This window comes from Acidovorax sp. LjRoot74 (genome assembly GCF_964254355.1).
Taxonomy (GTDB): Bacteria; Pseudomonadota; Gammaproteobacteria; order Burkholderiales; family Burkholderiaceae_C; genus Acidovorax.
In genome coordinates this window covers 4,319,601-4,343,319 of record NZ_CAXUTI020000001.1, presented here as the reverse complement: position 1 = coordinate 4,343,319, position 23,719 = coordinate 4,319,601, and the positions used below count along the sequence as shown (strand labels likewise).

Sequence of the window (23,719 nt, the reverse complement as noted above, 5' to 3'; positions counted from 1 at the left end):
CTACGGAGCACTGTAGGCCCAGGCTGACGGATGCGTGACGGTGTTATCCCGCAGCAGGCTCTTGTTCTTTAGCTATCAAAAGTGGAGCAATTAGGGTTTCTTCCTAGATGTCGGAGCGCGTTTTTTGCGCGTGAACTCCCACCAGGGCAGCACCCGGCTCATGGCCAGCACCTCGCCGCAGCGCAGGGGGCTGTAGCCGGGCAGGGTGGCCATCTGCGCCAGCCATTCGGCGGTTTGCAGCAGGGTGCGCAGGGCCAGCGTGGCGGGCTGGTCCAGGCTGGCTTTCAGGCAGGCCAGGTGATAGCGCTCGTGCACCAGCGGCACAAAATCCAGCCCGCGCGCACGCGCCGCCACCTCGATGCCCATGCCCACATCGGCCGCCCCGGCGGCCACGGCCTGGGCAATGGCGGTGTGGGAGGGCTCGTTGAGTTCGTAGCCCAGGATGCGGGCCGGCTCCAGCCCCGCCTGCGCGAGCAGGTCGTCCAGCAGCACCCGCGTGCCCGTGCCCAGAGGGCGGTTCAAAAAGCGGGCGCCGGTGCGGGCCACGTCTTGCAGGCTCTGCAGCGCCAGTGGGTTGCCTGGCGCGACGATGAGGCCCTGCGTGCGCTGCGCAAAGCCGATGATCTTGTGCAGGCCCGGCTGCAGCAGGGGCTGGTAGGTCTGGGCGGTGAGCGAGTCGGCCCCGGCCTTGTCCACCGTGTGGAAGCCTGCGAGCGTGCAGCGCCCCTCGTTCAGTGCGCGGATCGCGTCCACGCTGCCGGTGAAGCGGATATCCAGGTGCAGCGCCCCTGTATCGGCCTGTGCGGCGTGTGTGCGCAGTGCCACCAGGGCGTCGTCGTGGCTGGCGTACAGGGTGAGCACATGGGCGTTGGGGTCGAAGGCCACGGCAAACGCGCGCTCCAGGTCGGCGTTCAGGGCGGCAATCTGCGGAGCCAACCGGGCCTGGGCCTGGCGCTCGGCCCACAGCAGCTTGGCGCCAAACTCGCTGAGTTGGGCCGACTGGCCCTTGCCCCAGATGATCAGCTCGCCGCCCAGTTGGTCCTCCCAGCGCTTGAGCGCGCCCCAGACATGGCGGTACGAGAGGTCCAGCGCGCGTGCAGCGCCAGAGATGGATCCGTGTTCTGCCACGGCCTGCAGCAGCTCGGGCAGCGGGTTGCGGATGAGGGCGTTGCCTGCATCCTTGCTGAGTGTGTAGTGAAGTTGGACCCTATGCACGGACGTTCATATCGCTGGATATTGGATGGGTGCCTACGATAGCCGAACCCATGTCTACCCTCACCGAAAGCGCGGTCACAGCGCTGCAGCTCACCCTCTCCTCCGACCCCGTCCTCTGGACCATCGTGGGCCGATCCCTGTCCGTCAGCGCCACCGCATGCCTGTTGGCGTGTGGTGCGGGCCTGGTGCTGGGCGCCTGGCTGGGCGTGGCCCGCTTCACGGGGCGCGGGGCGGCACTGGCGGTGCTCAACACCCTGCTGGCCGTGCCCTCGGTGGTGGTGGGGCTGGTGGTTTACCTGGTTCTGTCGCGCAGCGGGCCGCTGGGGTCGCTGGGCTGGTTGTTCAGTTTCAAGGCCATGGTGCTGGCGCAGGCCATCCTGGTGCTGCCTGTGGTCACGGCGCTCACGCGCCAGGTGGTGGAAGACGCCGAACGCGCGCATGGCGAGCAGTTGCGGTCCATGGGCGCGGGCCCGTTGGTGCGGGCGCTGCTGCTGGCCTGGGACGAGCGCTATGCCTTGCTCACAGTGCTGCTCGCATCGTTTGGCCGCGCCATTTCCGAGGTGGGTGCGGTGATGATCGTGGGCGGCAACATCGACGGCTTCACGCGTGTGATGACCACCGCCATCGCGCTGGAGACCAGCAAGGGCGACCTGCCGCTGGCGCTGGCGCTGGGCATCATCCTGCTGGCCGTGGTGCTGGCGCTCAATGTGCTGATTGCGCTGCTGCGCCGCTGGCGCGAGCGGGTGGATGGCTCGGCATCCGGCACCTCGGTGGGGGTGGCTGCATGAGCGGCTTGCCAGACACCCCCTGGGCCGAACTGCGCCAGGTGACGGTGCGCTATGGCCGCGTGCCCGCGCTCGAACAGGTCACGCTGCGCATCACCCCCGGCGAGCGCGTGGCGCTGGTGGGCGCCAACGGCAGTGGCAAAAGCACCTTGCTGCGTTTGCTCAATGGTCTGGCGGGCACCCAGGCGGGCGGCCTGCACTGCGATGCCACGCTGCGCCAGGCCATGCTGTTCCAGCGCCCGCACATGCTGCGCACCAGCGCGCAGAACAACGTGGCGCTGGGCCTGTGGTTGCGTGGCATGCGCTGGCGCGATGCGCGGCTTCAGGCGCTCACGGCGCTGCAGCGCGTGGGCCTGCAGGACATTGCCGCGCAGAACGCCCGCACGCTGTCGGGCGGCCAGCAGCAGCGCGTGGCGCTGGCCCGCGCCTGGGCCCTGCGGCCCGATGTGCTGCTGCTGGACGAACCCACCGCCAGCCTCGACCCGCATGCCAAGCGCGAGGTTGAGGCCCTGATGGCCGACTTTGCCGCCAGCCACGGCGCCGCAGGCCCGGCCCACCCGGTGACCATGGTGTTCAGCAGCCACAACCTGGGCCAGGTCAAGCGCCTGGCCAGCCGCGTGATCTACCTGGAGCACGGCCGCCTGGTGGCCGACCTGCCCGTACACGATTTTTTCAACGGCCCCCTGCCGGAGGCTGCCCGTTTGTTTGTCAAAGGAGAACTGGGATGATGTCGATGACGGAAAATTTCAAGGTTTTTAAGCCTCTTGCGCGCGTCCAGTATGCGCTGATAGCTACTGTTTTTGTAGCGAGTGGCACTGCATCGGCGCAGAACATCACGATGGCGTCCACCACGTCCACCGAGCAGTCGGGCCTGTTTGGCCACTTGATGCCCGAGTTCAAAAAGGCCAGCGGCCTGGATGTGAAGGTGGTGGCCCTGGGCACCGGCCAGGCGCTCGACATGGCACGGCGCGGCGATGCCGACGTGCTGTTTGTGCACGACCAGGTGGCCGAAGAGAAGTTTGTGGCCGACGGCTGGGGCGTGAAGCGCTACCCTGTGATGTACAACGACTTCATCCTGATCGGCCCCAAGGACGACCCAGTGGGCACCAAGGGCAAGGACATCGTGGCGGCGCTGCAGAAGCTGGCCACGGCCAACGGCAACTTTGTCTCGCGTGGCGACAAGAGCGGCACCCACGCGGCCGAGCTGCGTTACTGGAAGCTCGCGGGCGCTGACGCAGCCAAGGGCAGCGGCTACAAGGAATGCGGCTGTGGCATGGGGCCTGCGCTCAACATCGCCGCGTCGAGCAACGCTTACGTGCTGGCCGACCGGGGCACCTGGCTCAACTTCAAGAACCGTGCCGACCTGGCCATCCTGGTCGAGGGCGACACCAAGCTTTTCAACCAGTACGGCGTGATGGTGGTCAACCCTGCCAAGCACCCGCATGTGAAGACACAGGACGCGCAGAAGTTTGTGGACTGGGTGGTGTCGCCCGCAGGCCAGCAGGCCATTGCGGGCTACAAGATCGGTGGGGAGCAGCTGTTCTTCCCCAACGCAGCGAAGTGAGCGGTCGCCATGGCACGCCGTTCCCTGGTGGCTGCGGCTGCAGTCGCCGCGTGGGCCCTGGCCGGTTGTTCGGCAGGCCCTGCGAAGGTGCCCGTGGCTGACACAGCCCCTGTGCTGGTCCACGCCGCAGGCAGCCTGCGCGAGGCCTTCACCGAGATCGCCCGCGACCACGAAGCGCGCACGGGCCAGAAAGTGGCGCTGGCCTTTGGCGCCTCGGGCCTGCTGCGCGAGCGCATCGAAAAGGGCGAGCCCGCGCAGGTGTTTGCCTCGGCCGACACCGACCACCCCCAGCGTCTGGCGGCCCGGGGCGGTTGGTCGGCCCCGGTGGTGTTCACACGCAATGCACTGTGTGCCTTGACCAGCGAGCAGATCAGCGCCACGTCCGACACCCTGCTGGCCACCCTGCTGCGCAGCGATGTGCGCGTGGGCACCTCCACCCCCAAGGCCGACCCGTCGGGCGACTACGCCTGGGCGTTGTTCCGCCAGGCCGACAAGATGCAGCCGGGCGCCTACGCGCAGCTGGACGCCAAGGCCCTGAAGCTCACGGGCGGTGCGGATTCGCCCAAGCCGCCCGCAGGCCGGGGCACCTATGCCTGGGTGATGGAGCAGCGCCAGGCCGATGTGTTCCTGACCTACTGCACCAATGCCGTGGCCGCGCAGGCCGAGGTGCCGCGTCTGCGCGTGGTGCAGCTACCGCCTGCGCTGCAGGTGGGCGCGGCCTATGGCCTGACGGTGCGCGCCGATGCGCCAGGGGCAGCGCAGATGTTTGCCGAGGCGCTGCGCCAACCGGCGGCACAGGCGGTGCTGCGCCGCATGGGGTTTGGGGCGCCCTGACCACCGCGCGCAGCGGGCGTTGATTCTGCGTCGATTTTTGTGTGCACACACCGCGTCTGCCCGCCTGGTGGGGCGGCACGGTGTGTGGCTTTTTCAGATGGGTGAGCCGTGGCGCGGCAGCACCTGCGCTTTCTCAGCCGTCAGTCATCGTCCCGGTGGTGGCTGCTGCGCCAGATGGCGCGCACCAGCCACAGGCCACACACCACCGCGCCGAAGAAGCCCAGAAAACCAAACGCGGGCAGCCCGAACAGCGTGGGCCCGCCCTTCACCGTCATCACGATGGACGAGCCGATGATCAGCGCCGCAATCACCAGCGCCATCGCCAGCCGGTTGGCCGAGCGGTCGATCTGGTCGCCCACGCGCTTGAGGTGGGCCAGCTCGATGCCCACCTGCAGATGCCCGCGCCGCGCATTGCGCAGCAGGCGTGAGATGTCGTCCGGCAGCTGCTCCGCCGTGGTCAGCACCCGCCGCAGGGCGGTCCAGGCGCGCCCGGCCAGCGCTTCGGGGCGGTAGCGGTGGCGCACCACCTGCTGGAGCACGGGCAGGGTTTCGGTGGCCATGTGAAAGCCCGGGTCCAGGTTGCGGCCCATGCCTTCGAGGGAGATGAAGGCCTTGATCAGCAGGGCCAGGTCGGGCGGCAGGCCCAGGCGGTGCTCACGCAGGATGGCGCTCACATCGGCCAGCATCTGGCCCAGGCTGAGCTGCGCCAGCGGCACGCCGTGGTACTGGTCCACAAAGCCCTCGATCTCGGTTTCGAGCTGGCCCAGGTTCAGGCCCGGGGCGTCGCCCGTCCAGTCCAGCAGCACATCGGCCACGGCCTGGGGCTGGTGCTCCACCAGGCCCAGCAGCAGCTGCAACAGCTCGTCGCGCCGGCGCTGCGACAGCCGCCCCACCATGCCGAAGTCGATGAAGGCAATGCGGTTGCCCGGCAGGTAGAACACATTGCCCGGGTGCGGATCGGCGTGGAACAGGCCGTCTTCCACAATCATCTTGATCACCGCCTGCGCGCCCCGCTGCGCCAGCAAGCGGCGGTCAAAACCCGCCTCGGGTGTGAGCGCTGCCAGCGCGCCGCCCGGAGTGCCGTCGATGAAGTCCTGCACGTTGATGCGTTCGCGCGTGTAGGCCCAGTGCACACGCGGAATCACGATGTGGGGCAGTGCCTCGGCCATGTTGGCCGCAATGCGCTCGGCCTGGCGGCATTCGCCTGCCAGGTCCAGTTCGCGGCGCAGCGAACGCGCAAACTCGCGCACCAGCTGCTGGGGCCGGTAGGGCTTGAGCGCGGGCAGCTCGGCCTCGGCGAGCGCAGCCAGGCGCTGCAGCAGGCGCAGGTCGGCGTGGATGGTGTCGGCAATGCCGGGGCGGCGGATCTTGACCACCACCTCGGTGCCACCATGCAGGCGGGCGCGGTGCACCTGGGCGATGGAGGCAGCAGCCAGCGGGGTGGTGTCGAACCAGGCAAACACCTCTTCAGGCTCGGCGCCCAGGTCTTCGCGCAACTGCGGGCGCAGGGCGTCGATGGGCACGGCGGGCACCTGGCTGTGCAGCTTCTCGAACTCGGCAATCCATTCGGGGCCGAACAGGTCCGCCCGGCCCGCGAGGATCTGGCCGAACTTCACGAACGCCGGGCCCAGCTCTTCCAGCGCCAGCCGCACCTGCACGGGGGGCTCGACACGGGCCAGGTCGGCGGCGTGCGTCCAGTTCAGTGCCTGGCCCGCACGCTCCAGCCGGTCGGCCAGACCCATTCGGCGCACGGTGTCGCCAAACCCGTGGCGCACCATCACGCCCAGGATTTCCTTCAGGCGCCCCAGGTCGCGGGCCGTGTCCAGCGTTTCGATGAGCATGGGGCCATCATAGGTTCAGACGCCCAGGGCGGGCTTGTTCACCATCATGTAGAAGACCACGGCCATCGCCACAAAGGCGGGGTAGCCCAGTGCCTCCCACCAGCGTGCATAACGCCAGTACAGCGGGGGCAGCACGCCGTCCCCTTGGGCTGCCAATGCCGCCATGTCGCGCATGCGCAGCTGCAGCCAGACCACGGGCAGCCAGCAGGCACCGGCCACGAGGTACAGCGCGATGGACACCGCGAGCCACGGTGTGCTCCAGGGCAGCCCGGCCATGGCCGCCATGGCGAGCCCGGTGGCTGGCTGGATGAGCACCGTGGGCGTGGTGAACCACCAGTCCGCCCGTACCACCAGGCGTGTGACCACGGCCTGCGCCTGCACGTTGCCGCTGCGGTTGGTGAAGAACATGTAGAACGCCGAGCCCAGCCCGGTACCCACCAGCAGCACGCTGGAGACGATGTGCAGCCATTTCAGGATCAGGTAAAGGCTCATGGCTCGGGCGTGGGATTGGTCGTGTCTTGCAGCAGCACCCACAAAATGGCTGCAATCGGCAGGTTCTTGGTCAGCGGGCCCAGCGGGTGCAGCCACCATGCGGGGTGGATGAAGGTGGCCAGCAGCGTCATCGACCCATCAGCACCAGCGCGCCCAGGTAAGCACTGCGACTGGGGCGCAACGCCAGCCACAGCCCTAGCACGGCATCGGCTGCCGCGCCCGCCAGAATGATCGCCGTGGGCAGCCAGGCGGCGTTGCCCGTGGTCCAGCCGCTGGGCAAGCCCGCGAGCAGTTCGCGGCTTTGGCCGTTCAGCTCCACCACGCTCACCACGGCCGTGGCCAGCCAGACGAAGACAAGGCTCCAGCGCAGCAGCGCATGGGTTGCGGGCGTCATGCCTCCTCCACGATGTCCGTCACCATGCCCCACTTTGCAAACTCGGGGGCGAAGGCCTCCAGGGGCAGCAGGCCCGTGCTGGTGTGGGCGCCGGTGGGCTGGTGCTGCCCGGCGGCCAGTTGGCGGGCCAGCAGGATGGCGGCCATGCAGGGGATCTCGGGGCCATGGTCGTGGTCGGCCGCAATGTGCCACGCACGCTGGCGCGGCTGGCCCTGGGCACCCGTGCCCGCCACCCGCACCACCATGCCACCCAGCGGAGTGCCCAGGGCGTCGAGCACGCCGCCGGTGCGGTGCAGCAGCCCCGCCAGCTTTTCGGGGTGGGGCAGCAGCCCCCAGTGGCGCAGGGCGGCCAGTGTGGCGAAGCTGCGCTGCGCCAGGCCCACTTCCAGCGCGGCGCGGAACATGACGCGGTCGCGCACCCGGTAGTGGGCCGGGAAAATTTCCAGGTCCGGGATGTCGCACACCGCCCCAAAGCGCGGCTGCAGGCGGTGGAACTGCACCGGTGTGGGCGCAGCCCAGCCCCGCCGGGCTTGCCAGCGGCCGCCTTCCCACACGGGAATCGGCAGCCCGCAATAGCTCAGCACGGCCGCCAGCGTGGCTTCGCCGCGCGGTGCGCGCTGCGCCGGGGCGATGCAGATGTCAATGCTGTCGATGTGCTGCCAGCCTGCGCACAGGTGGTCGATGACGGCCGACGACAGCGCGGGCACGGTGCTGGCCCCGGTGACGGCGGTGCGCCCGGCTGCCGCAAATGTGACCTGCAGCGCCGCTGGAAAGTCACAGACAAACCGGCGCCCGTCGGCCAGGTCGATGTAGTGTGCGCCCGCCCCGGCTGCCGCCTGGGCCACGCCATAGGCCTGGGCCTGGAAGGGGCCCGCCGTGTGGATCACCAGGCCCACGCCCAGCGCGCGCAGCCGGTCGGCCAGGCCGGGCGCCTGGTGGTCCAGCGCGATGCCTTGTGCGCCATGGCCCAGTGTGTGCGCCAGGGCCCGGGCGCGTGTGGCATCGCGGCCTGCCACCAGCAGCGCGATGCCGTGGTGGGTGGCCGGGTCGCCTGCCAGCGCGCGGCAGATGCGTGCGCCAAAGTTGCCGTAGCCGCCCAGGACCAGGGTTGTGAGTGCCGCCATCGCTCAGGTCCCTGGCTGCTGAGCCAGCATGCCGTCAAGGAGTCGTGCGTGCGTACCGGTCAGTGATCGTCTGCATTGTTTTTTCCATGCCATGGCCACCCCGTCCTCCCCTTTTGTGCTGTGTGTCTGCGGGGCATCATACGGTCGATGGGGACGGGTTTTGGGCGGGGTCAGTTCACGATGGCAATGCCCTTGATCTGTGCAAAAACAACCCGGCCCGGCGCCAGCGCCAATGCCTGGGCCGACCGCTGGGTGACCCGCGCGAGCAGCCGTGTGGCCCCGGCATCCAGCGCCACCATGCACTGGCCCGGGCTGTCTTCGGCCAGGGCCACCACGGTGGCGGGCAGGATGTTGAGGATGCTGCTGTCTTCGGGCGCGGCCAGGGCCAGGCTCACGTCGCGGGCCTGCACCCGCAGGCGCAGTGCATCGCCTGGCGCGCGGGCTGTGGGGCTGACCAGCAGCAATTGCCCGCCACTGAACCCCACGGTGGTGATGTGGTCGTGCGCGTCGTGCCGTTGCACCGTGCCTTCGATCACCGTGGCAGCTGCATCGCCATGGGCCAGGGGCAGGTCCAGGCGGGTGATCAGCTCGCTGGTGGGGCCCTGGGCCAGCACGCGGCCTTCGCGCATCAGCACCATGTGGCTTGCCAGCCTTGCGACCTCGTCGATGGCGTGGCTCACATACAGCACCGGGATGTCGAGCGCGCGGTGCAGCGTCTCCAGATAGGGCAGGACTTCGGCCTTGCGCTGCGCATCGAGCGCGGCCAGGGGCTCGTCCATGAGCAGCAGGCGCGGGCTGGTGGCCAGCGCGCGTGCAATGGCCACGCGCTGGCGCTCGCCGCCCGACAGGGCCTGGGGCTTGCGTTCCATCAGGTGACCAATGCCCAGCAGCTCCACAGCCTGCTCCAGCGCCACCTGGCGCCGCGCAGGCGGCGTGCGCTTCAGGCCGTAGGTGATGTTGCCGCGCACGTTCAGGTGGTCGAACAGGCTGGCCTCCTGGAACACATAGCCCAGGCCCCGTTCGTGCGGGGCGAGCCAGATTTTTTGCGCGTCGTCCTGCCATACCTCGCCGTGGACCATCACACGCCCCGGCTGGGCACGCGTGAGCCCGGCGATGGCGCGCAGGCAGGTGGTCTTGCCGCAGCCTGAGGGGCCAAACAGCGCCGTCACGCCGCGCCCGGGCAGGTGCAGATCGACATCCAGCGTGAAGCCTGGGCGCGCCAGCTGCAGGCGGGCCTCGATGGAGGGGAGGAGTGGTGCGGTTTCCATCACGGCCTCAGGACACCATGGACGCGCGGCGCCGCGTGAGGTTGAGCCCCAACAGCACGAGGAACGAGAAGACCACCATGCCGCCAGCCAGCCAGTGGGCCTGGGTGTATTCCAGCGCTTCCACATGGTCGTAAATCTGCACCGACACCACGCGCGTCACGCCGGGGATGTTGCCGCCCAGCATGAGCACCACGCCAAACTCGCCCACCGTGTGCGCAAAGCTCAGGATGGCTGCTGTGATGAAGCCCGGGCGTGCCAGCGGCAGCGCCACCGTGAAGAACCGGTCGATGGGCCCCGCGCCCAGCGTGGCGGCAGCCTCCAGCGGGCGTGTGCCGATGCTTTCAAACGCGTGCTGCAGCGGCTGCACCGCAAAGGGCAGCGAATAGATGAGCGAGCCCACCACCAGCCCCCAGAAGGTGAAGGGCAGCGTGCCCAGGCCCAGGCTTTGGGTGAACTGCCCGATGGGGCCATGGGGCCCCAGGGTCACGAGCAGATAAAAACCGATCACCGTGGGCGGCAGAACCAGGGGCAGCGCCACCACGGCCGACACGGGCCCGCGCCAGCGCGACGGTGTGTGTGCCAGCCACCAGGCCAGCGGCGTGCACAGCACCAGCAGCAGCACCATGGTGGTGCCCGCCAGCCGCAGCGTGAGACCAATGGCCGCAAGATCGGCGCTGGAGAAAGGCATGGAAGGTTGAAGAGCTCTGAGGTAATTGGAGTGCTGACGGCGCTTCCAGGCGTCTGATAAAACTCAGCGCAGCGGTCCTGGCTAGGCGCTCCGTCGCAGACAGTACTGAAAGTACGGCAAGGCGGGGCAACGACGCCAGGAGAGTTTTAGCAGTCGCCCGTCAGAAACTATAGCCGTAGGGCTTGATGATGCCCCTGGTCTTGTCGCCCTTGAGGTACTGCATCAGCGCCAGGGCCGCTGCATTGCCCTTGCCGGTCTCCAGCAGGGCGGCATCCTGGCGGATGGGCTCGTGCAGGTCGGCGGGCACCTGCCAGGCCGAGCCGCTGGTGATCTTGCCGTCCGCCATCACCTGCGACAGCGCCACAAAGCCCAGTTGCGCGTTGCCGGTGGCCACAAACTGGTGGGTCTGGGCAATGTTCTCGCCCTGCACCAGGCGCGGCTGTACGCGGGCGGTCACGCCCAGCTTGTCCATGGCCTGCATGGCAGCCAGGCCATAGGGGGCCAGCTTGGGGTTAGCAATGGCCAGGTGCTTGAAGTCACCGGTCTTGAGCACGGCGCCCTGGGCGTCCACATATCCAGGCTGGGCACTCCACAGCACCAGCGTGCCGATGGCGTAGGTGAAGCGGGTGTTGGGCACGGCCTTGCCTTCTTTTTCCAGCTTGGCCGGGGTGGTGTCGTCGGCCGACAGCAGGATCTGGAACGGTGCGCCGTTGGTGATCTGCGCGTAAAACTTGCCGGTGGCGCCAAACGACAACTCGGCCTTGTGGCCCGTGTCGGCCTCGAAGGCGGTGGCGATCTTCTGCATGGGGGCAGTGAAGTTGGCGGCCACGGCGACGGAGACGGTGTCGGCATGCGCTGCATGCACGGTGGCCAGGGCAAGGCCGATCAAACCAACGAGAGAGCGGAGCGCGGGAGCTGGGTGGCGGAGCATGGCGGTGGGCGCGATGGTTTCGCTATTCATTATTGGAATAGCGAGTATAGACATCTACAACGGGCCCGGCAGCAAATGCTGGGCTGGCCCAGGGGAAAGCGGTGGGGTGCCGAGAGGGGAGAAACCGCCGGTGGTACTGCCGCGCGGCACCGATGCCTGATGCGGGTCAGTCTTCGGTGCACACCTGGTTGCGCCCCTGGGCCTTGGCACGGTAGAGCGCCGCATCGGCCCGCTTGAGGGTGGCCTCGATGTCTGCGTCGCCGGGGTTCCATTGCGTCAGCCCCAGGGAGGCCGTGACGTGCACCGCACGCCCATCGCGCAGGGCCACGGCGGTGGTCTGCAGGGCCCGGCGCAGGCGCTCGGCCGCGTTCACCGCTTCGGCCAGCGGGGTGGCGGGCATGAGCACTGCAAACTCTTCGCCACCGATGCGCGCGGGCAGGTCCACGCTGCGCAGCTGGGCCACCAGCAGCTGCGCCAGCTGCACCAGCACATCGTCGCCCCCGGCGTGGCCGTATTCGTCGTTGATCTTCTTGAAAAAGTCCACATCCAGCATCAGCACGCAGAACACCTGCATGCTGCGGCGGCTGCGTGCGATTTCATGTTCGGCCTTGTCATAGAAGTCGCGCCGGTTGCTCAGGCCGGTCAGTGCGTCGCTTCGCGCCATGCGCTCCAGCTGGGCCTGCACGCGCTTCTTTTCGGTGTGGTCGAACACGGTGGAGCGGCTGGCGATAAAGCGGCCCTGGGCGTCGTGGATGGCGGTGGCGCTCACCAGGATGGGCATGGCCGTGCCCGATGCGGTCAGCAGCTCCATCTCCAGGTCCTTGATGTGGCCTTCGTGCATGAACTGGGGGAAACGGTCGCGGAAGATCTGCTGGCTGGCGGGTGTCAGGAAGTCGGTGTAGGCCCGACCCTGCACCAGTCCCAGCGGCAGGCCCAGCCATTGCAGCTCGGTCTGGTTCATGCGCAGCACGCGGCCTTCGTTGTCCAGCGAGTGGTAGCCGCAGGGTGCGTGGTCGTACAGGTCCTGCACCTGCGCGCGGGCGCTCACGGCCACGTCGCGGTCGCCACGCATGGCGGCCTCGCTGCGCTGGGTGGCATGAAACTGCTCGACGATGGCCGCCAGCTCCGACACCCGCAGGGGCACGGGCCCCTTGCGTGCATAGGCAGCGCCGTCCATGGTGTGGGCCACAGCTTTCATCTGGCGCAGCAGGTACTGCGAGAACGCCATGGCCGCCGCCACTGACAGCCCCACCCACAACAGGCCCAGGCCCGCCATGTGCCACAGCATGTCGGTCAGCGGGGCGTGCAGGATGGTTTGTGGCACCGCCACGCCCAAGTACCAGTCAAAGCCGAACACGGGCCGCACCAGGTTCATGGTGGGCGTGCCCTCCAGGGTGGACCCCAGGAAGGGAGTTGCCTTGCCAGCAGAGACAATGCCTTGCCGGAACGACGCGCTGGCCGGTTGGCCCACATACCGCGCCGCATCGTGGCTGCGGGCCACCACGGTGCCATTGGCGTCGGCAATGCCTGCGATCCAGCCTGGGGGCAGGCGCTCTGCTGCCACCAGGCTGTTGAGCGAATCCACGGCCAGGATGCCGCGCAGCGCGTAGGTGGCTTCGCCTTCGCGTGCCAGAGGCACGGTGAGTGCGACCACCTGGATGGGGCTCACCGGGGAGGGAAACGGCCCCGAGACATTGGGGCTCTGGGTGCGCAGTGCTGCTTCCACCCGGTCGGCGGCGTTCGCGGGCAGGCCTGTGCGGCCGAACGGGGCGGACGTGAGGAACAAGATGCGGTCCCGGGTGACCAGGGTGATCGCGCGGATGTCGGGGTCGCGCGCGACGACACGCTTGGCGTGGAGGTACAGGCCGGGCGCGTCCACCGCCAGGGCGGCATCGGACTCGGCCAGAGCATTGAGGGTGCCCAGGGTGCTCTGCAGCTTTTCGGCCACGGTGTGCGCCAGCTCATCGCTGCGGCGCTCCAGCTCTTCCACCAGGGTGCGCTGCTGGAATTCCTTGAACTCCCACACCACCGACAGCGCGAACACCAGCAGCGGCAAGGTGGTCAGCAGCGACAGGCCCAGCAGCCAGACGCGCAAGCTTAGGCGCAGGGTGCGCGGCGGGAGCGTGGTGGGGTGCATGGCCCGCAGCGTAGCCGCTTTTGGGGCGCGGCGAAACGCGGTTCTGCCGTAGGCCCCAGGCTGCGGCTGCTGCCGCGTTTCAGGGGCGGTGCAGACCCGTGGCGCGGGGTGTGGTGAGCCAGGCCACGGCCTTGCGCGCCAGCGGGGCCGCCAGCATCACGGCCGGAAGGGCGAACAGCCATCCGGTCAGCCAGGCGCCCATCCACAGGCCCACAAAGCCCTGGTCGGGCGGCAGCGTGCGCCAGGTGGAGATGCCCGACACCAGCAGCGACATGCATCCCGACAGGATGAGGCTGAACAGCAAAGGGGCATAGCGGGCGGGGATCACGCAGTGACCTCCTCGTGGGGCTGCGGTGCAGCCACGGTACCCAGGCGCTGCAGGGTCTGCGCAAAATGCCGGCCAAACATCCGGGCCGTTTTCACATCGCCCGGCGCAAAGGCATCGGCGGGGGACCCGTGGCCTGCCTGCGCCATCAGGCCCGACCAGGAGCCCAGCCGGTTGGCGGCCTCGTCATACGGCACACCGGCATGCTGCTCGGGCAGGATGGGGTTGCCTACCCACACCATGCCGTGCTGCATGGCAAACACAAACATCGACAGCAGCGTGGACTGCTTGTCGCCCGCAGGCAACGACGACACGGTGAAGCCTGCCGCGAGCCGGTTCTTGAGCTGCTGCGTTTTCCACAGGCGGCCGGTGGCGTCCATGAAAGACTTGAACGGCCCGGACACCCCTCCCAGGTAGGTGGGCGAGCCGAGGATGACGCCGTCGTAGCGCAGCAGGGCGTCGGGGGTGTGGGCCAGGTCTTCGGCCCGGACCAGCTCGGCGTGGATGCCGGGCAGCCCTTGGGCGCCCTGGCAGACCTGCTGCGCGATGTGGGCGGTGTGGCCGTGGGCGCTGTGATAAATGATGGCGATGTGTTGCATGGTGTGGTTTCCGTTGGGGTGATTTCTGAGGAAAGGCGCGGAAGAGGTCATCGTGAAATCAGTGCGATGGCCAGCGCGGACAGGTACAGGCCGAAGCCAAAAACGGTGTGATTGGCCAGGCTGCGCAGGCAGTTCTTGAGCGGCGTGGGCGTGCGCGATGCGGCAAAGCCCGCGCCCATCGCCGGCTGCATCACCAGCAGGGGCGCGGCCACGGTGCCGATGCCCAGGGCCAGTGCGGGCAGCAGGGTGGGGCTGCGGACCCAGTCCGCGCCCTGGATGGCCACCAACACCGTGGCAAAACCCACGCCCACGGCGTAGTGCGTGAGCCAGCCCCAGGCCTGCTCGCCCTGGATGGGGCTGGCTTTGGCGATGGCCGCGTGGGCGAACTGGCCGCGCAACAGGTGGCCCACCCAGCGGCCGATGAACGCAAAGTTGAGCGTGGGCACGCCCAGGCGCTGGAGCAGTACCAGCCAGGCATCCATGACGGCGGTGGCACCCACGCCGATCAGCAGGGCGAGGGGGAAGTCTTGCCATTGAAAAGCCATAAAAAAACTCCTTGGACGGTGGACGTGAAAACGGGTTGAATTCACGGTTAAATGAACTGTAAAAGTTCAAGTCAACTTGAAGTCAAGGGTTTGTTGGAGGTGTTTTTATGGACATTGCAGAAGTCGCCAAACGCTCGGGCCTGCGGGCATCGACGCTGCGGTACTACGAAGAAAAGGGACTGGTGCACTCGGTGGGCCCGCCCGGCGAGCGCCGCCGGTTTGCGCCCGGCGTGCTGGACCAGCTGGCTTTGATTGCGCTGGGGCAGTCGGCGGGGTTCTCGCTGGACGAGATCCGCTCCATGTTCCTGCCCGGCGGCGAGCCCAGCATCGACCGGCAGCTGCTCTCTGCCAAGGCTGACGAGCTGGACGCCATGGTCAAGCGCCTCAAGGCCATGAGCAACGGCCTGCGCCACGCCGCCGCCTGCCCGGCCGAGAGCCATGCGCAATGCCCGTCCTTCCAGCGGCTGTTGAAGGCAGCGGCGGACGGCGCGCTGGCGCGCCAGCAAAAGCGGGCCAAGCCGGTCACGGGGCTGCGCCGCAAGGCGGCCTGAAGGCCCTGTGCGGACAGCCCGGTGAGGCATCATCAGCCCATGCCTGCTTCACTTTCCCTCACGGACGCGCTGGGCCACGCGCTGACCGACAAACGCATCGACATCCTGCGGCAGATTGGCGCCTGTGGTTCCATCTCGCAGGCCGCCCGCGCCGTGGGCGTGAGCTACAAGGCCGCGTGGCAGGCGGTGGACACACTCACCAACCTCGCGGGCACACCGCTGGTGGCCCGCGCTGTGGGCGGGGCGGGCGGCGGCGGCGCGCAACTGACCGAGGCGGGTCACCAGCTGCTGGCCGCCGCCGAAGCGATGGCGCAGGCGCGGGGCGCCGTGCTCTCACGCTGGCAGGCCACGCCCCACGCGGGCCCGGCGCTGGCGCGGCTGGCGGTGCGCACCAGCATGCGCAACCAGCTGCCCTGTGTGGTGGACCGGCTTGTGGTGCAGGGGCAGATCGTGTGTGTGCACCTGCGGCTGGAGGGGGAGGGCGCAGGCGCCTTGGGTGGGGCAGCAGGCGCCGTGTCGCTGGCCTCGCGCATCACCCGCGAAAGTGCCGAGCTGTTGGGCCTGCAACCGGGCCTGGCCGTGCTGGCGCTGTGCAAGGCCACGGCGGTGCGGGTGGAGCGTGGCGGGCGTGCGGCGCCTGCTACCGCCACTGCCGATGCCGCGCCCGCAGGCACCCACCGGTTGCCCGCACGGGCCACCCGTGTGGTGCGCGGCGAATCGGGCGATGAGGTGTCGGCCGAGCTGGCGGCGGGCCTGCACATGGTGGGTTTTGCCGCGCCCCAGAGCGGGTTGCGCGCGGGCAGCGCCGTGGTGCTGGTGCTCGAAGAAAACGCCGTGGTGCTGGCACTGGCGGAACTCTGATCAGCGGCCTGTTGGATTACTTGTTTGCTATTTGTTTGATAGCTTATAAGGCAATAGGGTCGCGCGCAGAAGCCCTTTTTGACTCAAATTTTCGACGGTGGCGGGCAGCGTGCGCGCGGGGTAGGGCTGGCGCAGCGCCGCTCATGTCCCTTTGGGCGTGCCCAGCTTGCGGTACACCGTGGCACGGCTGATGCCCAGCGCACGGGCGGCCTCGGCCACGTTGCCCCGAGCGTCTTGTACCGCCTGGCGGATCAGGGCGGTTTCGGCCTCGCGCAGCGGTGCGGCCACGGGCGGCGATGTGGGCGCCAGGGGCGCAGCCCCGCTGTGGTTGAAAGAGGTGGAAGCGCCAAGGCTTCCATGGCCTCCATGGCTACTTCGGCGGGGGTGGGCAGGCCACTGCGCCAGGGCCTGCAGGCGCAGGCCCGACCACAGGGGCAGGTCCAGTGGCTGCGCGGGGTGGCGCCGGGCCGCGTCGAACAGCATGGTCCAGGGCATGGCCAGCAGGTCGCTGCAGTGGGTGGGCGCGCCGGGCGCGCGCAGGGGCTGGGGCACCAGCTGGCGGGCCATGCTGTTGGCGCCCACCACGCAGCCATCGGCGTCGAGTGCGAGCAGGCCATCGCCTTCGCCACCCAGCGTGCAGCCGGGCCAGTTCATGCGCAGCAGCAGGGCATGGGGCCGCTGCAGCAGCAGGGCGTCTTCCATGGCGCGGGCCGAGCGCGCCACCAGGTGGCGCAGCTCGGGCCGCTCGGGCACGTCGATGCCAGTCAAATCCAGCATGCCCATGCACCGGCCTTCGGGGTCGAACAGCGGTGCGCCCGCGCAGCTGTAGCTGCCGTTGTCGTCCAGAAAATGTTCGCCCCGGTGCAGCCACACGGGCTGCAACTCGGCCAGCGCCGCGCCGATGGCCGTGGTGCCCACGGCGGCTTCCGAGAGGTCGATGCCCACGCGGCCGATGCTGCTGGCGCGCGGGTCGCTGGGGTCGCAATGGCCCTGCACCTCGACCACGGTGCCCCGGGCGTCGGTCAGGATGGCGAAGTAGCGCATGCCCGCGATGGCGCGCGTGAGCTGCTCCAGCACGGGGCGGGCCGCGCGCAGCAGGGCGTGGTTCTGCTCCAGGCTGTGGCGCAGCGCCGGGGCACTGACGGCCTCGAACACCACACGCTGCGTGGGGTCCATGCCCTGCGCCAGGCAGCGCTGCCACGACCGCGCAATCCAGGGCTCCACCTCTGCGCGCAGGGGCGCAGCGCCATCCACCAGCAGGGTCTGGCGGGCCTGCGCAATCAGCGCGTGGCGGTGGGCGGTGGAGCTGGGGGCGGAGGACAGCATGGTGATCTGAATCCTTGAGCTGAGCATGATGCGCCGGTGTGCGCTGCAACATGTTTCATTTTGAGAATATCCAGCGAGGGGCCCCGGAAATCTAGGGTTGTCCCTAGGGGTGTGCCTGGGTCGCGGGCACAAGATGCGCTGGCTTATCCAGCCAAAAACCCTTCCAGGAGACAGCCAGATGCAAGTCCAGTTCACGGTCAACGGGCGCGCTGCCAGTGTTGACGTTCCTCCCAACACCCTGCTTGTCCATGCGCTGCGAGAGCACCTTGCGCTCACAGGCACCCATGTGGGCTGCGACACCAGCCAGTGCGGCGCCTGCACCGTGCACGTCAACGGCCGCGCCGTCAAATCCTGCGCCATGCTCGCCGTGCAGGCCCAGGGCGCCGAGGTGACCACCATCGAAGGCATGGCCGCCGCCGACGGCACCATGCACCCCATGCAGGCGGCGTTCAAGGAGTGCCACGGCCTGCAGTGCGGCTTCTGCACGCCGGGCATGGTGATGAGTGCGGTGGACCTGTGCAAGAACCACCCCGGCGCCAGCGAAGGCGAGATCCGCGAGCTGCTCGAGGGCAACATCTGCCGCTGCACGGGTTACCAGAACATCGTGCGTGCGGTGCAGGTCGGCCAAAAGGCCATGGCATCGGCTTAACCAGGAAAAAGGAGAACGACCATGGGTGCATCCGACTTTTCCAAGCTGCCGCACATTGGCGAATCGCTCAAGCGCAAGGAGGACTACCGCTTCCTCACCGGCGCAGGCCAGTACACCGACGACGTGGTGCTGGCCGCGCAAAGCCATGCGGTGTTTGTGCGCTCGCCGCATGCGCATGCCGCCATCAACAGCATCAACACCAGTGCCGCCAAGGCCGCACCGGGTGTGCTGGGCGTGTTTGTGGGCGCTGACGTGGCGGCCGACAACATCAACGGCCTGCCCTGCGGCTGGCTCATCACCAGCACCAACGGCGAGCCCATGAAGGAGCCGCCGCACCCCATCCTGGCGCAGGGCAAGGTGCGCTATGTGGGCGACCATGTGGCCATGGTGGTGGCACAGACCCTGCAGCAGGCGCGTGACGCCGCCGAGCTGGTGGAGGTGGACTACGACGTGCTGCCCGCCGTGGTCAACGTGGCCGATGCCGCTGCCGGTGCGGTGGCGGGTGCGGCGCTGCACGACATCGCGCCCGACAACCACTGCTTCAAATGGGCGATTGGCGACAAGGGCGCGGTGGATGCCGCGTTTGCCAACGCTGCGCATGTCACCCAGCTGGATTTGATCAACAACCGGCTCATCCCCAACGCCATGGAGCCGCGCGCGGCCATCGGCAGCTACAGCCGCGCCAATGACGAGTACACGCTGTACGTGAGCAACCAGAACCCGCACGTCGAGCGCCTGCTGATGACGGCGTTTGTGATGGGCCTGCCCGAACACAAGGTGCGTGTGATTGCGCCCGACGTGGGCGGCGGTTTCGGCTCCAAGATCTATCTGTATGCCGAAGACGTGTGCCTGACCTGGGCCGCCAAGAAGCTCAACCGCAACATCAAGTGGGTGGCCGACCGCAGCGAGTCCTTCCTGTCGGACGCGCATGGCCGCGACCACATCAGCCACGCCGAAATGGCCATGGACAAGGACGGCAAGTTCCTAGCCATGCGCGTACACACCCACGCCAACCTGGGCGCCTACCTGAGCACCTTTGCCAGCGCCGTGCCCACCATCCTCTACGCCACGCTGCTGGCGGGGCAGTACACCACGCCACAGGTGTACGTGGAGGTGGATTCGTGGTTCACCAACACCGCACCCGTGGATGCCTATCGGGGCGCGGGCCGGCCCGAGGCCACCTACCTGCTGGAGCGCCTGGTGACGCGCTGCGGCTGGGAGATGGGCCTGGGCCAGGACGAGATCCGCAAGCGCAACTTCATCACCAGCTGGCCCTACCAGACACCCGTGGCGCTGCAGTACGACGTGGGTGACTACCACGCATGCATGACGCAGGCGCAGCAACTGGCCGACGTGGCGGGCTTTGCGGCGCGCAAGGCGGCCAGCGAGGCCAAGGGCTTCAAGCGCGGCATTGGCTACAGCAGCTACATCGAGGCCTGCGGCATTGCGCCGTCGAACATTGCCGGCGCACTGGGTGCGCGGGCCGGGCTGTTTGAATGCGGCGAGGTGCGTGTGCACCCCACGGGCAGCGTGACGGTGTTCACCGGCTCGCACAGCCACGGCCAGGGGCACGAGACGACCTTCGCGCAGGTGGTGGCGGCACGCCTGGGCATCCCGGTGGAGAACGTGGACATCGTGCACGGCGACACGGGCCGCGTGCCGTTTGGCATGGGCACCTATGGCTCGCGCTCCATCAGCGTGGGCGGCGCGGCCATCATGAAGGCGCTGGACAAGATCGAGGCGAAGGCCAAGAAGATTGCCGCGCATTTGATGGAAGCGAGCGACGCTGACATCGACTTCAGCGGCGGCGAGTTCACCGTGCGCGGCACGGATAAGAAGATCCCGTTCGGCCAGGTGGCGCTCACGGCCTATGTGCCGCACAACTACCCGCTCGACAAGCTGGAGCCGGGCCTGAACGAAACCGCCTTTTACGACCCGACCAACTTCACCTTCCCTGCAGGCACCTACATCTGCGAGGTGGAAATCGACCCCGCCACCGGCAGCACGCGCGTGGACAAGTTCACCGCCGTGGACGACTTCGGCACCATCATCAACCCCATGATCGTGGAGGGCCAGGTGCACGGCGGGCTGGTGCAAGGCATCGGACAGGCGCTGCTGGAAAACTGTGTGTACGACCGCGAAACGGGCCAGCTGCTCACCGGCAGCTTCATGGACTACGCCATGCCGCGCGCCGACGACTTCCCCGAGTTCAAGCTCGGCCATGTCTGCACGCCCTGCACCCACAACCCGCTGGGCACCAAGGGCTGCGGCGAGGCCGGGGCCATCGGCTCGCCCCCGGCGGTGATCAACGCCGTGCTCGATGCCCTGCGCCCCCTGGGCGTGAAGGACTTCGACATGCCCGCATCGCCCCACCGCGTGTGGGAAGCCATCCAAAGCGCCAAGGCATAAGGAGATCGACCATGTACGCATTCACCTTTGAAGCGCCCACCTCCACCGCAGCTGCCGCGCAGCTCATCGCCCAGGGCGGCAAGCTGCTGGCGGGCGGGCAGAGCCTGCTGCCCTCCATGCGCCTGCGCCTGGCCAACCCCGAGAAGATCGTGGACCTGAACGGCGTGGCTGAACTGGCGGGCATACGCCGCGACGGCAACGCCCTCGTCATCGGCGCCATGACACGCCACATGGACGTGGCGAACAGCGCCGATGTGAAGGCCGCCATCCCTGCGCTGGCCGACCTGGCCGCGCACATTGGCGACCGCCAGGTGCGCGCACGCGGCACGCTGGGCGGCTCGGTGGCCAACAACGACCCCGCCGCCTGCTACCCCAGCGCGGTGCTGGGCCTGGGCGCCACGGTCATCACCAACCGCCGCGAGATCAAGGCCGACGACTTCTTTGTGGGCATGTACACCACGGCGCTGGAAGAGGGCGAGATCATCACCGCCATCCGCTTTCCCATCCCGAAGCGCGCGGCCTACATGAAGTTCAAGCAGCCTGCGTCGCGCTTCTCGCTGGTGGGGGTGTTTGTGGCGCAGACCGACAGCGGCGCGCGTGTGGCCATCACCGGCGCGGCGACCAGCGTGTTCCGCCATGCGGCGCTGGAGGCGGCGCTGGGCCAGAGCTTCACGCCCGCAGCGGCAGCAGCGGTGAGGATCGACGCGAGCGACCTGAACAGCGACATCCACGCGAGTGCCGCCTACCGCGCCAACCTCATCAGCGTGCAGACGCAGAGGGCCGTGCAGAAGATGCTCGGTTGAGCAGGGCGCGCAGCACCGCAGGTCGGGTGGTCCCGTCAGGGCGTCACCCGATCTATGGCGCGTGGTGCGGGTCGTGGCAACTGTCCGGACAGCACCTGCCAGAGCCTGGGCGCCTTGCCGACAAGATCAATTGATAGCCAAATAGGCCTCCTGCGCGCGTCCATCAAGCGCTGGTAGCTATATAAAGAGTAGCAATGAGTTTGCCAACCACCGTCGATGCCCTGGTGCAAGCGCTGCAAAGCGTGGGTTACTTCGCCGACCGGCGCCTGGCCACGGCGGTGTTTTTGGCGCTCAAGCTACAGCGCCCGCTGCTGCTGGAGGGTGAGCCCGGCGTGGGCAAGACAGCGCTGGCCAAGGCGCTGTCGGAAGTATTGGCGCGCAGCCTGATCCGCCTGCAGTGCTACGACGGCCTGGAGCAGCGCGAGGCGCTGTACGAATGGAATTACGCCGCCCAGCTGCTGCACATGCGTGCGGCGGAAGGTAAAGGTACTGCCGATATGGCGCAGGTGGAGCGCGAGGTGTATCAGGACTGCTACCTCATCCGCCGTCCTTTGCTGCAGGCCCTGCAGGCCCCCGCGCCCGGCGCGGTGCTGCTCATCGACGAGGTGGACCGCGCCGACGAGCCCTTCGAGGCCTTCCTGCTCGAATACCTGGGCGAGTACCAGGTCAGCATTCCCGAGATCGGCACCGTGCGTGCCACGGCCACGCCCGTCACCCTGCTCACCAGCAACCGCACGCGCGATTTGCACGACGCCGTCAAGCGCCGCTGCCTTTACCACTGGCTGGACTACCCGGAGCGCGAGCGCGAGCTGGCCATCGTGCGCGCCCAGGTGCCGGGTGCCAGCGCCGCGCTGGCGCAGCAGGTTGCCGAGTTTGTGGGCCGCCTGCGCAGCCAGCCATTTGCCAACGCCTTCCAGCGCGCGCCGGGCATTGCCGAGAGCGTGGAGTGGGCCAAGGCGCTGGTCGCGCTCGACACCATCGTGGTGGACCCCGAGGTGGTGTCTGACACGGCCGGTATCTTGTTCAAGCAGCGCGAGGATGTGGCGGCGCTTACGCGCGACATGGCGGTGCAGCTGTTGCAAGCCGCCGATGCCTGACACCGCGTGAAACCGTCTGAAGGCGTTGCCATGGTCCAGGGCGCAACCATCTCCCAGCTCGGCGATGCCCGCACCGGCAAGCTGGCCGACAACCTGAGCGGCTTTGGCCGCACCCTGCGCCGCGCCGGGGTGCGTGTAGACGCCGCCCGCATGGCGCTGGCCCAGCAGGCGGTGATGTTGGTGGGCCTGCAGCGCGAGGATTTTTGCGCGGCGCTGGAGGCTGTGCTGGTCAGCCGCGAACAGGACCGGCTGGTCTTTCGCGAGCTGTTCGATGCCTACTTCAAGAACCCCAACGTGGCCCAGAAGCTGCTGGCGCAGATGCTGCCCAGCGCCGAGTCCAAAGCCGAGCCCGCCAAGCGCCGCCCGCGCGTGAGCGAGGCGCTGGCCCCGGTGCGCGCAGCGCGCAACGCGCCGCCGCCGCGCGAAGAAGACAAGGTGGACTTTGACGCCGCCATGACGGCCAGCGACCTGCAGCGCCTGCGGCAGGCCGATTTCAACCAGCTCTCGGCCAGCGAATACATCCTGGTGGAGCGCCTGGCGCGTGAGATTCCTTTGCCCCTGCCGCACTACGCGGCCCGCCGCACCCGCCCCGGCGCGCGGGGCCACCGCCCGCACTGGCCGGGCGCCATGCACCTGGCCGCACGCAGCGGCGGCGAGGTGCTGCGCGTGCCCTTGCTGCAGCGGCGCCAGCAAGCCCTGCCGCTCTTGGTGCTGGTGGATGTGTCGGGCTCCATGGAGCGCTACGCGCGCCTGCTGCTGGCCTTTTTGCATGCCGCAACGGCGCCGCGCCGCACTGGGGCCATGGGCGCCGTGCGCCGCGACGTGTTTGCGTTTGGCACGGGGCTGACCGACCTCACCCCCGCCTTCCGCCTGGCCGACACCGACGCCATGCTGCAGGTGGCCAGCCACGCCATCAACGACTTTGCCGGTGGCACACGCATGGGCGACAGCCTGGCCCAGTTGCGGCAGCAGCATGCACGGCGCCTGGTGGGGCGGCGCACGCTGGTGCTGCTGATCAGTGACGGGTTGGACACCGGCACCCCCGAAGTGCTGGTGCAGGAGCTGGCCTGGCTGCGCCGCCACTGCGGCCGCCTGCTGTGGCTCAACCCCTTGCTGCGCTTTGAAGGCTATGCGCCCACGGCACGGGGGGCGGCCGAGCTGCACCGCCAGGCCCACGGCATGCTCGCCGTGCACAACCTCAGCCGCCTGCAGGACCTGGCGGCCAGCCTGGCCAGTGTGCTGCGGCAATGACCGATTTCAGACATCAGACACCAAGAGGAA

The 23,719-nt window shown here is 68.5% G+C and carries 25 protein-coding genes; 11 read left to right on the top strand and 14 right to left on the bottom strand.

Annotated elements, in window-relative coordinates; translation table 11 throughout:
* Nucleotides 1-90: 90 nt before the first annotated feature.
* Nucleotides 91-1,215 carry a substrate-binding domain-containing protein gene (locus ACSQ3O_RS20720; RefSeq protein ID WP_436140316.1) on the bottom strand — a complete coding sequence of 375 codons (1,125 nt, stop codon included), beginning with the start codon at nt 1,213-1,215 and terminating at the stop codon, nt 91-93.
* 50 nt (nt 1,216-1,265) lie between these two features.
* Between ACSQ3O_RS20720 and ACSQ3O_RS20715 the strand changes: the two genes are divergently transcribed.
* From ACSQ3O_RS20715 to ACSQ3O_RS20700, 4 genes are read left to right on the top strand one after another with little or no spacing between them, the layout of a single operon-like run.
* Nucleotides 1,266-2,003, top strand: coding sequence for an ABC transporter permease (locus tag ACSQ3O_RS20715; protein ID WP_137745265.1), 738 nt, complete (start codon nt 1,266-1,268; stop codon nt 2,001-2,003).
* Entirely contained in the window at nt 2,000-2,728 is a 729-nt protein-coding gene (locus ACSQ3O_RS20710) for an ABC transporter ATP-binding protein (protein WP_298456322.1), read from the top strand. Before ACSQ3O_RS20715 ends, ACSQ3O_RS20710 begins: the two co-directional genes overlap by 4 nt.
* Before the next feature lie 5 nt (nt 2,729-2,733).
* Nucleotides 2,734-3,564, top strand: a complete 831-nt coding sequence (locus ACSQ3O_RS20705; protein WP_436141156.1) for an extracellular solute-binding protein — start codon at nt 2,734-2,736, stop codon at nt 3,562-3,564.
* Between the two features lie 9 nt (nt 3,565-3,573).
* Complete coding sequence (locus ACSQ3O_RS20700) at nt 3,574-4,398, top strand: molybdate ABC transporter substrate-binding protein (protein WP_436140315.1); 825 nt, start codon at nt 3,574-3,576, stop codon at nt 4,396-4,398.
* A 140-nt stretch (nt 4,399-4,538) separates the two neighbouring features.
* On the opposite strand, the gene ACSQ3O_RS20695 is transcribed toward ACSQ3O_RS20700, so the two are convergent.
* From ACSQ3O_RS20695 to ACSQ3O_RS20640, 12 genes are all read right to left on the bottom strand, one after another.
* Nucleotides 4,539-6,239, bottom strand: a complete 1,701-nt coding sequence (locus ACSQ3O_RS20695; RefSeq protein ID WP_436140314.1) for an ABC1 kinase family protein — start codon at nt 6,237-6,239, stop codon at nt 4,539-4,541.
* Nucleotides 6,240-6,254: 15 nt separating this feature from the next.
* Entirely contained in the window at nt 6,255-6,731 is a 477-nt protein-coding gene (locus tag ACSQ3O_RS20690; protein ID WP_436140313.1) for a DUF2269 family protein, read from the bottom strand.
* Entirely contained in the window at nt 6,728-6,862 is a 135-nt protein-coding gene (locus ACSQ3O_RS20685; protein ID WP_436140312.1) for a DoxX-like family protein, read from the bottom strand. The genes ACSQ3O_RS20690 and ACSQ3O_RS20685 overlap by 4 nt, the downstream gene beginning before the upstream one ends.
* Nucleotides 6,859-7,125 (bottom strand): hypothetical protein, encoded by a 267-nt coding sequence (locus ACSQ3O_RS20680; protein WP_436140311.1) that lies wholly within the window; start codon nt 7,123-7,125, stop codon nt 6,859-6,861. The genes ACSQ3O_RS20685 and ACSQ3O_RS20680 overlap by 4 nt, the downstream gene beginning before the upstream one ends.
* Nucleotides 7,122-8,249: a saccharopine dehydrogenase NADP-binding domain-containing protein gene (locus ACSQ3O_RS20675; RefSeq protein ID WP_436140310.1), complete on the bottom strand. Its 1,128-nt coding sequence runs from the start codon at nt 8,247-8,249 to the stop codon at nt 7,122-7,124. Before ACSQ3O_RS20675 ends, ACSQ3O_RS20680 begins: the two co-directional genes overlap by 4 nt.
* 170 nt (nt 8,250-8,419) lie before the next feature.
* A complete protein-coding gene (modC, locus tag ACSQ3O_RS20670; RefSeq protein WP_436140309.1) occupies nt 8,420-9,517 on the bottom strand; it encodes a molybdenum ABC transporter ATP-binding protein in 1,098 nt (365 codons plus the stop codon).
* A gap of 7 nt (nt 9,518-9,524) precedes the next feature.
* Nucleotides 9,525-10,205, bottom strand: coding sequence for a molybdate ABC transporter permease subunit (gene modB / locus ACSQ3O_RS20665; RefSeq protein WP_436140308.1), 681 nt, complete (start codon nt 10,203-10,205; stop codon nt 9,525-9,527).
* A 160-nt stretch (nt 10,206-10,365) separates the two neighbouring features.
* Complete coding sequence (modA, locus tag ACSQ3O_RS20660) at nt 10,366-11,136, bottom strand: molybdate ABC transporter substrate-binding protein (protein ID WP_436141155.1); 771 nt, start codon at nt 11,134-11,136, stop codon at nt 10,366-10,368.
* Nucleotides 11,137-11,302: 166 nt separating this feature from the next.
* Nucleotides 11,303-13,273 carry a sensor domain-containing diguanylate cyclase gene (locus ACSQ3O_RS20655; RefSeq protein WP_436140307.1) on the bottom strand — a complete coding sequence of 657 codons (1,971 nt, stop codon included), beginning with the start codon at nt 13,271-13,273 and terminating at the stop codon, nt 11,303-11,305.
* A gap of 79 nt (nt 13,274-13,352) precedes the next feature.
* A complete protein-coding gene (locus ACSQ3O_RS20650) occupies nt 13,353-13,601 on the bottom strand; it encodes a DUF2798 domain-containing protein (RefSeq protein WP_436140306.1) in 249 nt (82 codons plus the stop codon).
* Nucleotides 13,598-14,197, bottom strand: coding sequence for a flavodoxin family protein (locus ACSQ3O_RS20645; RefSeq protein ID WP_137745254.1), 600 nt, complete (start codon nt 14,195-14,197; stop codon nt 13,598-13,600). The genes ACSQ3O_RS20650 and ACSQ3O_RS20645 overlap by 4 nt, the downstream gene beginning before the upstream one ends.
* A 47-nt stretch (nt 14,198-14,244) precedes the next feature.
* Nucleotides 14,245-14,742, bottom strand: a complete 498-nt coding sequence (locus ACSQ3O_RS20640) for a DUF2938 domain-containing protein (RefSeq protein WP_436140305.1) — start codon at nt 14,740-14,742, stop codon at nt 14,245-14,247.
* Between the two features lie 107 nt (nt 14,743-14,849).
* Between ACSQ3O_RS20640 and ACSQ3O_RS20635 the strand changes: the two genes are divergently transcribed.
* Nucleotides 14,850-15,293, top strand: coding sequence for a helix-turn-helix domain-containing protein (locus ACSQ3O_RS20635; protein ID WP_436140304.1), 444 nt, complete (start codon nt 14,850-14,852; stop codon nt 15,291-15,293).
* 39 nt (nt 15,294-15,332) lie between these two features.
* Nucleotides 15,333-16,154, top strand: a complete 822-nt coding sequence (locus tag ACSQ3O_RS20630) for a TOBE domain-containing protein (protein WP_436140303.1) — start codon at nt 15,333-15,335, stop codon at nt 16,152-16,154.
* 141 nt (nt 16,155-16,295) lie between these two features.
* Here ACSQ3O_RS20630 and ACSQ3O_RS20625 read toward each other — a convergent pair whose 3' ends face one another.
* Entirely contained in the window at nt 16,296-17,480 is a 1,185-nt protein-coding gene (locus tag ACSQ3O_RS20625; protein ID WP_436140302.1) for a helix-turn-helix domain-containing protein, read from the bottom strand.
* Nucleotides 17,481-17,658: 178 nt separating this feature from the next.
* Here ACSQ3O_RS20625 and ACSQ3O_RS20620 point away from each other — a divergent pair, with 178 nt between their 5' ends.
* The 5 genes from ACSQ3O_RS20620 to ACSQ3O_RS20600 all read left to right on the top strand — a co-directional run bounded on the left by ACSQ3O_RS20620 (nt 17,659) and on the right by ACSQ3O_RS20600 (nt 23,689).
* On the top strand, nt 17,659-18,129 hold the full coding sequence (locus ACSQ3O_RS20620) for a (2Fe-2S)-binding protein (protein WP_124515463.1): 471 nt from the start codon (nt 17,659-17,661) through the stop codon (nt 18,127-18,129).
* A 21-nt stretch (nt 18,130-18,150) separates the two neighbouring features.
* Nucleotides 18,151-20,538 carry a xanthine dehydrogenase family protein molybdopterin-binding subunit gene (locus tag ACSQ3O_RS20615; protein ID WP_436140301.1) on the top strand — a complete coding sequence of 796 codons (2,388 nt, stop codon included), beginning with the start codon at nt 18,151-18,153 and terminating at the stop codon, nt 20,536-20,538.
* Between the two features lie 11 nt (nt 20,539-20,549).
* Nucleotides 20,550-21,341 carry an FAD binding domain-containing protein gene (locus ACSQ3O_RS20610; RefSeq protein WP_436140300.1) on the top strand — a complete coding sequence of 264 codons (792 nt, stop codon included), beginning with the start codon at nt 20,550-20,552 and terminating at the stop codon, nt 21,339-21,341.
* A 194-nt stretch (nt 21,342-21,535) separates the two neighbouring features.
* Entirely contained in the window at nt 21,536-22,438 is a 903-nt protein-coding gene (locus ACSQ3O_RS20605; protein ID WP_436140299.1) for an AAA family ATPase, read from the top strand.
* A 30-nt stretch (nt 22,439-22,468) separates the two neighbouring features.
* Entirely contained in the window at nt 22,469-23,689 is a 1,221-nt protein-coding gene (locus ACSQ3O_RS20600) for a vWA domain-containing protein (protein WP_436140298.1), read from the top strand.
* The last annotated feature ends 30 nt before the right edge of the window (nt 23,690-23,719 follow it).